10 protein-coding genes are annotated in these 16,303 nt (G+C 59.7%); 5 read left to right on the top strand and 5 right to left on the bottom strand.

Translation table 11 applies throughout. From position 1 onward, the window contains the following. The first annotated feature begins 314 nt into the window (after positions 1-314). Positions 315-1,421, top strand: coding sequence for a tRNA 2-thiouridine(34) synthase MnmA (gene mnmA, locus ACVWXE_RS08400; RefSeq protein WP_457490065.1), 1,107 nt, complete (start codon positions 315-317; stop codon positions 1,419-1,421). Positions 1,422-1,479: 58 nt separating this feature from the next. On the opposite strand, the gene ACVWXE_RS08395 is transcribed toward mnmA, so the two are convergent. The 4 genes from ACVWXE_RS08395 to uvrA all read right to left on the bottom strand — a co-directional run bounded on the left by ACVWXE_RS08395 (position 1,480) and on the right by uvrA (position 8,984). After that, the gene (locus tag ACVWXE_RS08395) at positions 1,480-2,187 is read right to left on the bottom strand and encodes a glycerophosphoryl diester phosphodiesterase membrane domain-containing protein (RefSeq protein WP_457490064.1); all 708 of its coding nucleotides are present in this window, start codon (positions 2,185-2,187) and stop codon (positions 1,480-1,482) included. A 65-nt stretch (positions 2,188-2,252) separates the two neighbouring features. Beyond that, complete coding sequence (locus ACVWXE_RS08390; RefSeq protein ID WP_457490063.1) at positions 2,253-3,566, bottom strand: FAD-dependent oxidoreductase; 1,314 nt, start codon at positions 3,564-3,566, stop codon at positions 2,253-2,255. Positions 3,567-3,616: 50 nt separating this feature from the next. Further along, the gene (locus ACVWXE_RS08385) at positions 3,617-5,857 is read right to left on the bottom strand and encodes a WD40 repeat domain-containing serine/threonine-protein kinase (RefSeq protein ID WP_457490062.1); all 2,241 of its coding nucleotides are present in this window, start codon (positions 5,855-5,857) and stop codon (positions 3,617-3,619) included. A gap of 223 nt (positions 5,858-6,080) precedes the next feature. After that, positions 6,081-8,984: an excinuclease ABC subunit UvrA gene (gene uvrA / locus ACVWXE_RS08380; RefSeq protein ID WP_457490061.1), complete on the bottom strand. Its 2,904-nt coding sequence runs from the start codon at positions 8,982-8,984 to the stop codon at positions 6,081-6,083. Between the two features lie 192 nt (positions 8,985-9,176). On the opposite strand from uvrA, the gene ACVWXE_RS08375 reads away from it, so the two are divergent. From ACVWXE_RS08375 to ACVWXE_RS08360, 4 genes are all read left to right on the top strand, one after another. After that, entirely contained in the window at positions 9,177-11,549 is a 2,373-nt protein-coding gene (locus tag ACVWXE_RS08375; RefSeq protein WP_457490060.1) for a transglutaminase TgpA family protein, read from the top strand. Positions 11,550-11,773: 224 nt separating this feature from the next. Then, complete coding sequence (locus ACVWXE_RS08370) at positions 11,774-13,123, top strand: alkaline phosphatase (RefSeq protein WP_457490059.1); 1,350 nt, start codon at positions 11,774-11,776, stop codon at positions 13,121-13,123. Positions 13,124-13,449: 326 nt separating this feature from the next. After that, positions 13,450-13,875 carry a MarR family winged helix-turn-helix transcriptional regulator gene (locus tag ACVWXE_RS08365; protein WP_011432828.1) on the top strand — a complete coding sequence of 142 codons (426 nt, stop codon included), beginning with the start codon at positions 13,450-13,452 and terminating at the stop codon, positions 13,873-13,875. 82 nt (positions 13,876-13,957) lie between these two features. Next, positions 13,958-15,193, top strand: a complete 1,236-nt coding sequence (locus ACVWXE_RS08360) for an RNA-guided endonuclease InsQ/TnpB family protein (protein WP_457490058.1) — start codon at positions 13,958-13,960, stop codon at positions 15,191-15,193. A 64-nt stretch (positions 15,194-15,257) separates the two neighbouring features. Here the strand turns inward: ACVWXE_RS08360 and ACVWXE_RS08355 are convergent, their stop codons facing one another. Then, complete coding sequence (locus tag ACVWXE_RS08355; protein WP_414389016.1) at positions 15,258-16,232, bottom strand: ABC transporter permease; 975 nt, start codon at positions 16,230-16,232, stop codon at positions 15,258-15,260. Positions 16,233-16,303 lie beyond the last annotated feature (71 nt).

Below are 16,303 nucleotides of genomic sequence, written 5' to 3'. Positions count from 1 at the left end.
AATGTATAATATGTTCAGTACGGATTACTACCAGTTGATCTTTCTGTTTACTTTCGAGTCTGCCAACATGGTAGCCAAAGCAAAGCAGAAAATTGGTAGTAAGACGACACGGAAGCTGCGCTTTGGGTATTCTACTCAAAGCTTTGCGGGATACCGCCATTCTGTTTGGACTCCGTCCCGCTAACGCGAATGGAAACAAACAGAATGCCATCGCTGGATAGTTGAACAGTGATGTTCAGCAGTGTTCAGCGTAAATGTATCAGGCCTTCTCTGTTTCCGGCTGAGCCTTTCTTTTCCTAGGATCCCTTGTCTCAATGGTTATCAGCCCCCACTCATCGGTTTCACCTGTTGCATCCCCGTCGCGGCCCCGCATTGTGGCGGCCCTTTCTGGGGGTGTGGATAGCTCTACGGTGGCGGCCCTTTTGCAGGAACAGGGCTACGCCGTGGAGGGGGTCACCCTCTGGCTCATGAGGGGGAAGGGCCAGTGCTGCACCGAAGGCTTGGTGGATGCGGCAGCTGTTTGTGAGCAGCTGGGGATCCCGCACCATGTGGTGGATAGCCGCGAGCTGTTCCAGGCCAACATTGTGGACTATCTGGTGGCCGGCTATGCGGAGGGCATTACCCCTCTACCCTGCTCCCAATGCAACAAAACGGTGAAGTTCGGCCCGTTGCTGGCCTATGCCCGCGAAAAGCTGGGCATCTCCCAGATTGCCACCGGCCACTACGCACGGGTGCGCTTGGACACCGAATCGGGGCGCTATCAACTGCTGCGGGCGGTGGATCGGCAAAAGGATCAGTCCTATTTCCTCTACGACCTCAGCCAAGAGCACCTAGCCCATAGCCTCTTCCCCTTGGGCGAGTACACCAAGGCCCAAACCCGCCAGTTGGCCGCCCGCTATGGGCTGGTTACAGCCGATAAGCCCGAAAGCCAGGATCTCTGCTTGATTGAAACCTATGGCTCGATGCGGAGCTTTTTGGATCAGTACCTTGGGCAAAGGCCAGGGGAAATCGTCGATACCCAGGGGCGAGTGCTGGGATCCCATGAGGGCATCCACCACTACACGGTGGGCCAGCGCAAGGGGTTGGGGATTGCCTCTTCCCGTCCGCTTTACGTGGTGCGCATCGATGCGGCCATGAACCGCGTTGTCGTGGGGGAACGGGAGGAGGCTACCCAGGCTGAAGCGTGGGTAAGCCAAGTCAACTGGGTCTCTATCCCGGCGCCGACGGCATCCTTGGCTGTTGAGGTTCAGGTGCGCTACCGTACCCCCCCAGTGCCCGCCATGGTGATCCCGGAATCGCCAGAGCGGGTAAAGCTGCAGTTTGCCGAGCCGCAGTTTGGGGTCACTCCTGGCCAAGCCGCCGTCTGGTACCACGGGGATCTCCTGCTGGGGGGAGGGATCCTGGAGCGCCCTTCTCCCTAGGCCAACTGCAACTTCCCTCTCGCCAGGGGGGAAGGATTGGGGGTGAGGGCAAGCCAAACTACGCTGCTTGCGCTTGCAGCTGCTGCAGGGATCGGAACAGGAGCACTGTATAGATATCGAGGATAGGCGCAACTGCCGTGGCGGCAGCATTCCCAACCACAGCCGCACCTAGGGTAGCTCCCAGGATCCCCCCAACAAAAAACGAAATCAGGATTGCGAGGCCGAAGATCAAACCCACGGCCAGAAATGCCCAAAACACCCCCCACCAACGGCCCCTGACGAGGTTCCAACTGTAGCCCAACCCTTCCGTGGCACCTTTGTCTTCCAGGACAATCGCGTAGAGGGTAAAAGCTAGCCTCACCCCCCAGTAGATTCCGGGAAGCACAAACAACAGCATCCCCAGCGAGACAATCAACACCAGCAGAATGCTGCCGAATACCAGAGGCACTGCCTTGGAGACAGCTTGATCCAGACTGTTGCCCAGGGAAGGAGTGCGCTGCTTCAAGTGCTGATCCACCAGCCAAAAGGCTGCCCCGGCCAGGATGGGCAGGCCGATCAGGCCATAGGCCAAGTTGAGGATCCCCCCGGCAAGCGGGATCAGCTCCGCAACGATGGGAATGACAAAGCCAGGAGAAGCCAGGATCAGCAGCGGCCCATAGATGGGGCCTACCAGTTCCAGCGAGCGCTGCAAAAGGGAGAAGGGGTTGAGGGTAACATTCTGCATAACAGAGGGATCCTCGTGGGCAACCAAGTCCACCCCCTTCATACCACGGGATCCCAGCTTTGTTGCTGGGAATAGGCTTAAGAAAGTCTGTATTGCTTTGTACAGATTTACGCCGATTTTTGGAGAATCCACGCCGCTGCCTGTTCGCCGCTGCGCAGGGATCCCTCGAGGCTGCTCTGGTGGGTGTATTCCCCGGCCCAAAGGAGGCCCGGCAGGCCGCTAAAGGTGGGAACCAGATGCTGCTGAAAGCCGGGGGGTTGTACAAACTGGGCAAAAGGGATCCGGTACACCCGCAGCAGGCGCAGTTGCTCCAAGGGGGCTTTATCGCTACGCGACGCTGCCGCGACGGGGAAGTAAGTTTGCAGCTCGGCCCGGCAGGCTTGGGCCAGTTCCTCGTCCCTCAAGGGGGGATCCCCTAGCACCACCACCGAATACAGGTGTTGGCCAGGAGGAGCCAGCGCCGGGCTGATGCGGGTAAGTTGGACCCAATGGTTGATCCAGCCCTGGCCGGTGGCGTTGAGGTGCAAATAGCCACCACGAGTGAGGGAAAAGGGAGCGCAGAAGTAGAGACAGGTCACCGCTCGCCCCTGGGTGGGAATGGGGGTGGGGGCTTGAGGGCACAGCTCCGCCTGCCAGGCCCGTGCCTGAGGGGCATCAGTAGCACAAACTACCCACTCGGCAGGGATCTCTTCACCCTTGGCGGTGCGGATCCCGCGCACTTTCCCGTCTTCTGCCAGGATGCGCTCCACCGGGGTTTGGTAGCGGATCTGTTCGGGGGACAGGTGACCGGCCAGTTGTCGGGCCAGTTCTCCCATGCCCAAGGCCGGGGTGACAATGGATTCCTCGGCCATCATCTTGAAATAAAAGGCAAAGAGGCGGGCGCTACTGCCCAGATCCGGATCTAGAAGGATCCCGCGGAAAAAGGGGTAGAAAAAGTGCTGGCAGATCTGTTGGGAAAAGCCGTACTGCTCCAGAAACTCCCGCAGCGAGCAATCGGATCCCCCTAGCCCTTCTTGAAAAACCTGCTCCGGGCTGCGGCGCGCCAGCTCGGATCGCAATTGCAGCACCTTGAGCTTGTCCCCAAAGCTGGCCAAGGGGTTGAGCAAAGAGGGGAGAAGGCTGGACAGATCCCGTAGGGGATCCCCCAACAGCCAGCAGCGACCGGGTTGAGCCAAAATAGCGCCGGGCCGGTAGGGACGGGGATCGAGCTTGCCCAGATCCAAATGCTGTCGCACTTTGGGATAGGCGGTGAACAGCACCTGAAAGCCGCGATCCAGGCGAAAGCCATCCACCTTGTCGGTACGCACCCGCCCCCCAGGGCCATCGCTTTTTTCCAAGACGAGAACATCCCTCTGGCCCCTCAGCACCTTGGCACAGGTCAGCCCTGCCAGCCCCGCGCCGATAACCACCACTCTGCCCATGCTCTGCCGGGATCCCTTCTTCGTCGAGTATTTTATCTGCTTGGATCCCACTAGGGCTGAGCTGGGTCGGCTGGCCCCCAAATGCGAATTGAGCCATCGGCGCCACCACTGAGAAGGGTCTGCCCATATCGCTGCGCGACGCTTCCGCGACCGGGGCCAAACAGCAAGACGCTCACCATCCAAGTCTGGCCGCCCAGGGTGCGCAACTGTTCTCCGCTGCGCAGATCCCAGAGCTTAATCTGGTGAGCGCGGTAATCGGTGCCGCTGGCGAGCAAGCGGCCATCAGGGCTGAGGGCAAGGGCGGCCAAGCCGGACAAAGTCTGGGGCAAGGTGCGCTCCAAGGATCCCGTGCCCAAGTTCCAGAACAAGATGCCACCGGTACTGCCGGCAAGCAAATAGCGGCCATCTGGGCTCAGAAGCACCTGCTCGATGGGGTAGTCGGCCTTTAGGGTTTCCAGCAAGGCTCCGCTGCCGGGATCCCAAAGGTAAACGGTGGGATCTCCATTGGCGGCCACCAAGATCCAAGGGGGGATCCCTTCAGATTGGTGGGAAGTATTCATACGGGTAGGTCTTGGGCCAAAGGCCACTGCTGTAATGCCAGCCCTCTGAGGAGTCTCCTGGGCGGCAGCAGTGGGAGGCGCCAGGGTGCGGATCAACTGGCCGTTGTCGGCCTGCCAAAGGCGGATGGTGCGGTCGGCGCTGCCACTGGCAATCCAACGACCATCGGGGCTAATGGCGACACTGTTGATCAACCCGGTGTGCCCTTGCAACTGCAGCCGCGCCAGCACATCCCCAGGCGAGAGAGCCGGATCCCCCAGGGTCGCCAGATCCCAGACCCGTACCGTCTTGTCTGCCCCCCCACTCACCAAAAAGGTACCATCTGGGCTGATGGCCAGTGCCTCAACGGATCCCTTGTGGCCTGCCCAGCTCTGGAGCAGTTGGCCAGCCTGGGGATCCCAAAGCCGGATCACGCCGTCGTCTCCCCCGGCAGCAAGGAGATTTCCATCCGGGCTGATGGCCAGAGCAGTGACGGCGACAGGGCCTTCCAGCGTAGCCTTGAGCTGCAAAGACTTGGCCCAGTCTGCCGGGTCGTTATCGCTACGCGACGCTTCCGCGACCGTGACGGCGGTGGGGACGGAGGCATGAGAACCGTTCTCGCGAGTAGGACGGAGTCCCAGGCCGTTGCGCTTTGCCGGGCCAGAGGATCCCGTTCTCGTGAGGGGGACAGAATCCTTGGGCTCCCCCCGCAGGCCAAGGTTCGCCCTCATCTGCCATACCCCTGCCACCGTCAACGCCAGCAAAGCCGCCAAGCTGCCTCCTGCCCAAACCGGTGGGATCCGGGGACGCGCCCGCAGCGATACCGGAGAACGCGGTGGGGTGGTTGGCTCCTGTAAGGGCTCGGCGGCGACAGGGCTGGGCTGGGACAGGAGTTCGGCGGCAGGGGGGCTCTCGGCGGGGGGCAAAGCCTGCAAAGCGGCCAGAGCTGCTGTTGCTGAAGGAAAGCACTGTTGTGGGTTGCAGCTCACCAAACGATCCAGAAAAGCAGCAAAAGGAGCGCTAGTAGAGGCCAGATCGTGCCAGCGCAACTCCCCCGTCAACGGGTCGCGAAACAGCTTCTGGGGCGGGATCCCGCAGAGGGCCTGCAGGGCAATCAGCCCAAGAGCATAGAGGTCGCTGCAATGCCTGGGGCCATAGGGGTTCCCGAAGCCAGAGCCGGAAAAAGCCAGACCCTGTTCCTCACCCCCCCACTTCAACAACACCCATCGGCCATCCGCCTGACGGTAGATCAAGCGAGAGGGCTGCAGGTTGCAGCAGCTCACCCCTTCCCCATTCAGGAAGGCCAAGGTTTGCAGCACATCCTGCAACAAGGCTCGTACCTCAGCCTCTGTCCAGTCGTGCCCCCAATGGCAGTGCATTTGGCGGGACGGAGTCGTTAGCTGGCCCCTCTCGGTTGCGTTACCTAGCAATAGAGCTTGTTCCAGGGTGGGCCCTTCAACCCATTCTTCCACCCAATAAAACTCCCCCTCTTGCTCAAAGCAGGCCAACAGGCGGGGGATACCCTCGTGGGATCCCAGGTGTTCCCGCAGCGCCACTTCTTGCTGAAAGAGATGCCGTAGCGAGGCGGAGTCCTCACTGTGTTCGCGGTGCGGAGCATTTTGGCCGGCCTGCCAGCGTTTGAGCACCACCCGAAGCCGCTCAGGATGATGGCTATCCTGTGCCAAGTAGGTTTGTCCGCTGGATCCCAGTGCTTCCAAGATCTGATAGCGGCCACCCAGGGTCTGCCCTACCATGGGGAGAGTGCGAACCTTTTCCTTCCGACCCATCATGCCATAGCGACGTGAGACTCAGGCTAACCGTTCACCCTTGCGTTCACGGTGCGGAGCGCCTGGGTGGGATAGAGTCCTCGCCGCATCAGTCCTCCACCGCCATGGCTGAGGTGAGCAGAGCAAAAAGCGAAAGGGGATCCCGACAGCCGCTTTCGGTCAACTTTCTCCCTGGAGCAGGCTGAGTTGCTCAGCGACCTGGGGGATGTTGTTGCAAAACCTGCTTCAAATATCGCCCTGTATGGGATCCGGGGTGCTCAGCCACCTGTTCTGGAGTGCCAACGGCGATGATCTGGCCGCCGCGGTCGCCGCCCTCTGGCCCCAAGTCAATAATCCAATCAGCACAGCGGAGAATGTCCAGGTTATGCTCTATCACCAGCACGGTGTTGCCTGTATCCACCAGCCGTTGCAGGACGTTCAAGAGTTTGTGGACATCGTAAAAGGACAAGCCGGTGGAAGGCTCATCCAACAGATAGAGGGTTTTGCCGGTGGAGCGGCGGGCCAGTTCTGCGGCCAACTTGACCCGTTGCGCTTCCCCACCGGAGAGGGTCGGGGCTGGCTGGCCCAGCTTGATGTAATCGAGGCCCACATCGGCCAGAGTCTGCAGGATCTTGGCGGCGGGGGGCAGAGCCGAGAAAAAATCCAGCGCTTCCCCCACCGTCATATCCAGGACTTCGGCGATGTTTTTGCCTTTGTACTTGATCTGCAGGGTTTCGCGGCTGTAGCGGCTGCCCCCACAGACTTCACAGGTGACGTACACATCGGGCAGAAAGTTCATTTCAATCACGTTCACCCCCTGCCCTTTGCAGGCTTCACAGCGCCCCCCCTTGACATTGAAGGAAAAGTGGCCGGATGGGTAGCCTCTGGCCTTGGCATCCAAGGTTTGGGCAAAGGTTTGGCGGATCGGGTCGAACAGGCCGGTGTAGGTGGCAGGGTTGGAGCGGGGGGTACGGCCAATGGGAGATTGGTCGATCACGATCACCTTGTCAATGTGTTCGATGCCCTCAAGTGCTCCCATCTCCGTGGGTTGGGGCACCTTGTGTCCAAGATGGTGCTGCAGGGCAGGGTAGAGCAATTCGTTGACCAAGGTGGATTTGCCGGAGCCAGAGACCCCCGTGACACAGACCAACTTGCCCAGGGGGATCTCTACATCAATGTGCTTGAGGTTGTTTTTGTGGGCATTGGTGAGCTTGAGGGCAACCGCTTTCCCAGCCCGCCGCTGCCCAGGGGTAGGGATCCGCAGCCGCCCCGAAAGATAAGCTCCGGTGATGGAGCGCTCGCAGGCCATGATGTCCGCCAGGGATCCCTGGGCCACCACTTCCCCCCCGTGGATGCCGGCCCCAGGGCCGATATCGACGATGTGGTCGGCGGCACGGATGGTTTCTTCGTCGTGTTCCACCACGATCAAGGTGTTGCCCAGATCTCGCAGGCGAAACAGGGTTTGCAACAGGCGCTCGTTGTCCCGCTGGTGGAGGCCAATCGAGGGTTCGTCCAACACGTAGAGCACCCCCGTCAAGCCGGAGCCCATCTGGCTGGCCAGACGGATCCGCTGCGCTTCGCCTCCGGAGAGGGTCATGGCTGGACGCGCCAAGGTGAGGTAGTCGAGGCCCACATCCACCAAAAACTGCAGCCGGGTTTTGATCTCCCGCAGCACCAACTCGCCGATTTGCGCTTGGCGAGGGGTAAGCTTCAGCTGCTCCAGGCGGTGTAGGCAGTCGCTGATGGGGATCTCGGTAAGATCTGTGATGCGGTAGCCCCCAACGCGCACGGCCAGGGCTTCCGGCTTGAGACGGGATCCCCCACAGGCGGAACAGGGACGGTAGGTGAGGTAGGCTTCCAGCTTTTGCCGATAGATTTCGGAAGTGGTTTCCTGGTAGTGCCGCTGCAATTGGGGAATCACCCCCTCATAGCGGCGATAGTACCCCCGGCCTCGGTACTGAGATTCCGCCTCGGCGATGTAGACCTCCTGGTCGGCGCCGTAGAGGATGATCTGCTGTTGCTGGGGGGTGAGATCACACCAGCGGGTGCTGAGGTCGAAGCCAAAAGCCTTGGCGGCTCCCGCCAACAGGGCCAGATAGTAGGGGTTCTCCCGCTCTGCCCAAGGGGCGATGGCCGCGTACAAGGGGAGCTTGGGATCGGGCACGATCCGCTCGGGGTCGAAGATGGGCTCAAAACCCAGCCCGTGGCAGACAGGACAGGCCCCAATCGGCGAGTTGAAGGAAAACAGGCGCGGCGACAGCTCGCCCATCACCGAACCGTGCTCCGGGCAGGCAAATTGCTCAGAAAAAATCAGCTCCGTTGGCTTGCCGTTCAGGTATTGCCCCGCCGACTCGGCCACCTTTTGCAGCAGATGTTCTCGCTCCTCTTCCCGCGGCAGCAGCTCCACCACCGCAATTCCTCCCGACTGGCGCAGGCAGGTTGCCAGAGAATCGGCCAGTCGCTCCGCTATGTCGGGGCTCTTGACCAGCCGATCCACCACAACCTCAAGGGTGTGGGTTTTGTTTTTGGCTAACTCGATCTCCTCGCTTAGATCCCGCACCTGGCCGTCGATGCGCACGCGCACAAACCCTTGCTGGCGCAAGCTTTGCAACAGGTTGGCATGGGTGCCCTTTTTCCCCTTCACCACCGGCGAGAGCAACTGAAACCGCGTCCGATCCGGCAGGGCCATGATCTGATCCACAATCTGATCCACCGTCTGGGGGGCGATCACCCGGTTGCAATGGGGACAGTGCGGGATCCCAGCTCGCCCATACAGAAGCCGCAGGTAGTCGTAGATTTCGGTAACGGTGCCAACCGTCGAGCGGGGGTTGTGGCTGGTGGACTTTTGATCGATGGAGATGGCCGGACTCAGCCCTTCGATGCGATCCACATCCGGCTTGTCCAGTTGCCCCAAAAACTGCCGCGCATAGGCACTGAGGGATTCCACATAGCGCCGCTGTCCCTCGGCAAAGATGGTGTCGAAAGCCAAGGAGGACTTGCCCGATCCGGAGACGCCCGTGAATACCACCAGGCGATCGCGCGGGATCCGCAGGTTGACATTTTTGAGGTTGTGCTGCCGCGCCCCCACCACATGAATTTCGTTTTGGCTGGACATCTCACCACCTTTTCGCGCAGCGTGTCACAGGTATCCCGTCGAGACCGGCGAGTAACAAAATCTTAACGATTCTTAGCTAACGATTCTAATGCCCTTCGCTTTGTCCAGAAGGGGATCCCAGCCGACCAGGGAACGACAAATCGGTAGCAAAAAAGACTTGGCTATGCTGGAAAAGATCGACCCCCAAGGGCCATGACCTGGACACTGCCATCCGTTCAAAAGGTGTTTGTTTACCTGTTGGTGGGGATCGCCTTCACGGCCCTTTGTCTGGGGGATCAGGCTCTGTCGCCACCGGTGATTGGTGTCTGTTTGGCAGCGGGGGCCTGCAGTTGGTTTTGGGAGCCGCCAAGGATTGCTTTTGCCCGCTATGCCCCCCTGTGGATGCCCCTGACGGTGGCGGTGTTGCTTAGCCTGCTGGCTTTGGTTATCTTTGGGATCCTTCCCTTTTCCGATGGGGCCATTGGCTTGGTGCTTTACCTAACGGGGGCCAAGCTGTTTCAGCGGGAACGGGCGGCGGATCACATCCAGTTGGCGGTGCTGTCTCTGCTGCTGATGGCCATTGCCACCCTGTTCAACGAAGACATCAGCTTTGGGCTGCTGTTTTTGCTGTACGTGGGGGTAGGGCTAATCAACCTCACCCTTTACCACCTGCGCCTGCAAGCAGAGCAGCACCCGCAGGCAGCCAGCCAAACCCGTGGCATCAACCTCAACTTTTTGGGCTTTCTCGGATCCCTGGCTTTGCTGGCGGTGATCCTGTCCGTGGCTTTGTTTTTCTTGTTCCCGCGGGTCAGTTTAGGAATTCTGGGTCGCCAGGCCCGCTCGCCGGTGATGACCACCGGCTTTGCCGAGGAAGTCAGCCTGGGAGAATTCGGCACCCTCAAAACCGACAACACCGTTGTCATGCGGGTGGAGTTTCCTGGAGGGGTGCCGCCCCGTGTGGAGTCCCTCTACTGGCGCGGGATCAGCTTCGATCGCTACGATGGACGGGCCTGGTCGCGAACGCTAGACCGCTTCATCCCCATTTTCCCCAACGCAGCAGGGGTATTTGATCTCTCTGCCTCCAGCTTGATCCCCACTGCTCCCGACCTGCTGCTTCTCCCCTTGGAGCAGCTTATCTATCTGGAGCCGCTGGTCACCAACACCGTTTTTGGGGTGGCCCCGCTGGTGGAGATGGAATGGCTGGAGCGGGGGGGAGCGGCGACGGTGCAACAAGCCTGGCAACGGCAAAATCGCCGCCTCATCTTGAGCGAGACCGGAGATATCGGCCATTCTCTGCCTCGGCAGGTGCCCCATCTCTACCGTGCCCGGAGCCGGATCTCAAGGGAGTTAAGCCCGCGCTTGCGCCGGCTTGGCCACGCGGAGCTGTTCAGTGCTCTCGACCCAGTCCAACAGGCAGCCTATCTGCAGTTGCCAGCAGACCTGGATCCGCGCATTCCCGCCTTGGCTGAAGACGTTACCGCTGGGATCCCCGATGTCTTTGGCAAGGTGACGGCTTTGCAGAACTACCTGCTGGAGAACTACGCCTATACCACCGATCTGCCGGATCCCGGCCCTGAACCGCCTTTGGAAGCCTTTCTGTTCACCCATCGGCGGGGCCACTGCGAATATTTCGCCACAGCCCTGACGATACTGGCCCGCAGCATTGGCATCCCGGCCCGGATGGTGAATGGCTTTTTGGGCGGGCGCTGGGTGGCGCAGGAAAATTATCTGGCAGTACGCAATGCCGACGCCCATTCCTGGACGGAGATCCCCTTTGGCCCCTACGGCTGGGTCATCTTTGACGCTACGCCGGCAGAGGCCAATGTTAGTCAGCGGCAGAGCTGGTGGGATCCCCTTCAAGATTTCTACGACAGCTTGCGCTTCCGCTGGTTTAAGTACGTCATCCAGTACGACCTATCCACCCAGCGGCAGATCTGGCGGCAGATCCAGGAGCTGGCCAGCCGCGTAACTGCTCCCCAGGAGCTGGAGGATGCCGGTGCTGGCTTCCGTCGCAGCCTGGTTGCCTTGGGGCAAACGTTGCAGCAGAATGGCCTGCCGGTGTTGGGGGTGGTTTTGATCACCGGATCCATGGCCTATTGGGGTCGCCGCCGCCGCTATCGGGCTTTGCGCTGGCAGGATGGGGGGTGGATTCTGTTGGCCACTGCCGCCAATGGGGTGGTGATGGGATCCCTGTGGCAGCCTCCGCCCCCCTGGCCCACCTGGATGGTTGGCCTCTTGCTACCGAGTCTGGCCTTTGCTGGGATGCGCTGGATCCCGGCGGCTCTACCCAAGTCGCAGCAGCGCCGCCAGCTTATCTCAAGGCTTTATCTGCAACTGCGGGATCTGGCGACGGCGGTGGGGATCCCAGCCCACCTAGGCCCTGAGGCCTGCCTGGAACACTTGCGCCACTCCGACTTACCACAAGCCCAGGTGGCCATCCAGTTCTTGGAGCGCTACCTGGAGGTGCGCTTCGGTGGGATCCCGCTGGAAGCCGGGGAACTGCAGCGTTGGCAACACCACCTTAGACAGCTTAGGCGGTCCTGGCAGGCCAAGAGTTCGACGCCTGCTCCCAAAAGAACAGCTTGACTGGAAGACGGCTATAAAGCTCTACGAGAAGCCTTGACGTTATGAGGCAGTTAAGAGATAGTTAAATCTAGGTATAGACCTCGCAACCTGCCCCGGCCAAGTAGTAGACCTGAGAGGCGGATTGTCGCTGCAGATAAGTTCTGCAGGAGCATTTGTGCGCGCTCTTGCTAACTGTTCAAGGCTGTGTTACTTTCCTTAACGTTCAGCTTTGAACGAGCAGGAGCGTGCTAGCTATGCGTAGCTATTCTTTGAGGGCGGCTTTGGCTGCAACTTTGTGTCTGCTGTCCTCGTCAGTTTTTTCCTCTAGTGTGGCTCAAGCGGCGCCTAAGCCAACCGGCAACGGTGCAATCTTCTTTCACCCAGATGGAACCTCAGCTTCCCACTGGGACATCACACGCATTCTCTACTACGGCCCCGATGGCTTTCTGAACTGGGATCGTCTCCCCGTGATTACCACCTATCGCGGGCACCTTCTCGACCAGCTTGGGGGAACTTCCAACGCCGGAGCGGTGACCCATGCCACAGGAACTCGTGTCCACGCCAAGAGCTTTGGGTTGGATCCGGACGGCAAAGAGTACCCCTCTGCCAACGGCACCCTGAACACGATCATGGAAGAGGCTGTGGCGGCAGGCTTGGGTACGGCTCTGGTGCAAACGGGATCCATCATTGAGCCGGGGACGGCTGCCTTCGTTGCCGAAGTTGCCAAGCGCAGCGACTATGAGGAGATTGCCCTGCAGGTGGTGGAGTCAGGGGTAGACATCATCCTCGGCGCTGGCGAGGAATGGCTGCTGCCGGAAGGTGTCCAGGGCCGCTTTGGCAAAGGGAAGCGCAAGGATGGCCGCAACCTGATTGAGGAGGCCAAGAAAAAGGGGTACGCCGTTGTCTACACCCGCGACGAGCTGCTCAAGCTGCCGGCAGATGTCTCCAAGGTTTTGGGGGTGTTCAACGTCGAGGACACCTTCTACGACAAGCCTGAAGAAGAGTTGCGGAAAGAAAACTTGCCCAACTACATCGCCAGCGCCCCCACCATTGCCGAGATGACCGAATTTGCCCTGGCGCGGATCTCCCGCAATCCTAAGGGCTTCTTCGCCGTCATCGAAGAAGAGGGCACCGACAACATGTGCAACAACCTCAATGCCTCTGGCTGCCTGGAGGCCATGAAGCGGGCCGACGATGCCATCGGGGTGATTCTCAACTTTATCGAGAAGAATCCCAAGACCTTCATGATCACCACCAGCGACAGCAATGCCGGTGGCATGCAGTTGGTGGATGTCGAGTCCGCCGATGAGCCGTTGCCCCCTACTGACCCCGAAGGCAGTGGTGCCCCCATTGACGGAGTTGACGGCACGGGCACAAAGCCGTTTATTTCTGCTCCTGACAAGAATGGCAAGCGCTTTCCCTTTGCCGTGGCTTGGGCTAGCGGAGATGACGTGGGCAGCGGCGTCATCGCTCGCGCTGCGGGCTTGAAGGCCCAAGAGCTGGTGCCGACCACCGGGATCCTGAACACGGACATTTATCGGATTCTCTACTTCGTGCTCTTCGGGGAGCAGATCCCCAGCGAGCTGAAGCCCTAGTGCTGCAGTTACCTGCTTTGGACGGGCATTTGCCTTAAGCTCTGGTAGCCACGGGGGATCCATTGGATCCCCTTTTTTTATGAGAACCACATAACGGCGAAGGGGCTAGCTCAGCAAAGCAGATAGACGTAGTTCATTTTGCGTTAGAACTGTACTACAGTGGGCTATCATGGAGCCGAGACTGTCCTTTGGGTTTGAGTTTGTTCCACCAACGCGAACTGCGATCTTCAACCATGCCCACTCCCGCTGACTCCTCTCCATCCCCCCTTCTCCAAAGCGACGAGGTTCTCAAGCCTGAGGACTCTGTTCCGCTGAGGGGGACGGTATTGGCGGCCCGTGAGCCTTTTTTGGGGCTGTTGCGGGATCTGGCGCGGGCCTACCAAGCTTTTGAAAATTACGCCGGGGTTCACATTCGGCAAATGGGGCTGACGGCCCCCCAATTCGATGTGTTGGTTACCCTTGGCAATACCCCTGGGATGACCATGAATGTCTTGGCCCAAAAAACGCTGGTGACCAAAGGGACACTGACCGGCATTGTGGATCGCCTGGAACAAAAAGGGCTGGTGCGCCGGGAAGTGCCCCCGGAAAACCGACGCTGCTTTAAGGTCGTGCTGACAGAAGCGGGGGAAAAACTGTTTGAGGAAATTTTCCCGGCCCACGTCGCCTACTTGAAAGAGCGCTTCCAAAAGCTGGATCCCTCGGAGATGGCGCAGATCCAGGCTTGCCTTAAAAAACTGCAGGCTATTTTCTAGCGCTTTCAGCTAGAAATCGCAGGAGCCCCGCACTGTACCCGTAGGGTCAGTGCCGAGAGGAATGCGAGGTTACAATAGAACCATGACCCAAGTCCTGACCGTATCCTGCAAGCTCAAGGCGTCCCAGTCGCAAGCCGCCAAATTGGACGCGACTTTGGAGGCTTTTGGCCAAGCCTTGAACTGGGTCAACCAAAACACACCCGAGAAAGTCGCCAACGCCGTTAAGCTCCAGTCTCTGTGCTACCGCGAAATCCGTGCCCGGTTCGGCTTGTCCAGTAACTTGGCTCAACAGATATGCAGACGGGTAGCGTCTGCTCGCAAGGTGGCACAACAGAAAAACCGCCCCGTCAAAGCGTTCAAGGGTGGCTTCGCTACCTACGACGCTCGTATCTTTTCGTTCCGCGAGAAAGACTGGACGGTGTCGCTGACCACGGTGGAGGGTCGGGAGCGCTTTGGGCTGGCGATTGGCCGCTACCAGAGAGAACGGCTGGCGGGCTCCAATCCCAAATCGGCCACTCTGGTCAAGCGTAAAGACGGCTCCTACTCTATTCAGATCTGTGTGGAAACGGAGCCATCCCCACCGCAACGCACGGGCAGAGTGCTGGGGGTGGACTTGGGGAGGACGGATATTGCCCATACGTCAGACGGGGACAATTGGAATGGACAGCAGTTGAACAGAGTCCGAGACCACTACTCCCGGTTGAGGGCGGTACTTCAACGCAAAGCCAGTAAGGGCACACGCAGTTCGCGGCGCAGATGCCGTCAACTGCTGCAACGGCTGTCTGGCAAGGAGAGACGCTTTCAGTCGCGTCAGCGTTGCGTAGCAAAAACGTGGGTCAATCATCGCATCTCCAAAGCTATTGTCTCTAGGGCAAAAGCTACCAACAGCGCTATCGCCCTGGAAGACCTGACAGGGATCCGGAAAAGAGTCAATCAACAGCCGCGCAGCAAAGCCGAGCGGCGCAGGGCCAACAGTTGGGCGTTCTACCAACTACGTCAATTTCTGGAATACAAGGCGAGGGCTGCAGGGGTTTCTCTGATTCTTGTGCCGCCTGCTTACACGTCGCAGACCTGTCACCGGTGCTTGCACATTCATCCCGACCCTGCGCAATCCTATCGCACTGGGAAGCAGTTTAAGTGTGGACACTGTGGATGGGAAGGGGATGCGGATTTGAATGGTGCGAATGTGATTGCGCTTTTGGGGGCTGTCGTAAACCAGCCTAGAGGTCCGGGCTTGTTTTGTTCTCTGGTAGAGCAGAGCAGGCTCAGGGCTACTGAAAGCCCGCTCCGTACCGCTTTAGCGGTCGGAGTCGGGTAGTTTACATTCCCCTCTCCGATCCGGCTGATCAGCGACCCCCAAGCCGCAGTGCCGGAAGCAACCTCTAGCCCGGTTCAAACGGCTGCCCCAGAGCTGCCGGCGGCGTGGCCTTCACCGCCTGCTGGATCCAGCGCCGCAGCCGAGGTGGGATCCCGCGCAAGCCGTACTCCCACCATTCCCCAGAAGTGAGCACCAACACCAAAATCATCAACACAAAGGGAGCCACCGTAAAAACTTGGGTGGGCACGGCGCGGATGGTGGTCTGGGCAACTCCGGCAAAGGACTGCAAAATGCCGAACAGGTAGGCCCCCAGGGCTACCCGCAAGGGGTTCCAGCCGCCGAAGATGACGATGGCCAAAGCAATCCAGCCATACCCTGCTGTATGTCGGTGGCTCCAGCCGGCCTTGAAATCCAGAGAAAAGGCAGCCCCCGCCAAGCCCAATAGGGATCCCCCCACAAGGGTGTAAACATAGCGCCAGAAAATGACATTGGTGCCGCGGGCAAAAGCCGCCGCCGGCTGTTCTCCCATAGCCCGCAACATCAGGCCAGGCTGAGTGCGATACAAAAAGAACCAAGTTCCCCCGATGAGCGCGTAGCTGGCGTACAGCAACAGATCCCCTTGGAACAGGAGTGGCCCCAGCAGCGGCACCTCTCTCAGGAAGGGGATGGGCAGGCTGGGCACCGTTGGCCCTGGGATCCGCACGAACGGATTGCCCAAAAAGGAAGACAAATCCGCCCCCAATAGGGTCAAGACGAAACCAATGGCAATTTGGGATCCCTTCAGGGTCAGCGAGCCAAAGGCCACGATCCCAGCAAACAGCGCTCCCACCGCGGCGGCAGCCAAAAAGCCCAATACCAAGCTTCCCGTCAGCTTGGCCACGGCGAACCCAACCATGGCGGCCAGCATGATCGTCCCCTCTGCGGAGAGGTTGATCACCCCTGCCCGCTCGGTAATGGTTTCCCCCACACAGGCGAAGACCACCGGTGTGGCGGTGGCAATGGCAGTGGAGAGAATAGCAACCAGTTGGGCAGCGGTCATTATGAGCCTGTCGAGAACTCGGGTTGGGTTAACGCATTTGCAGTTGCTGCGGGAATGCGCCTGTCGATCTG

This window comes from Thermostichus sp. MS-CIW-41 (assembly GCF_054058915.1).
This window is presented reverse-complemented; position numbering and strand designations above follow the sequence as displayed.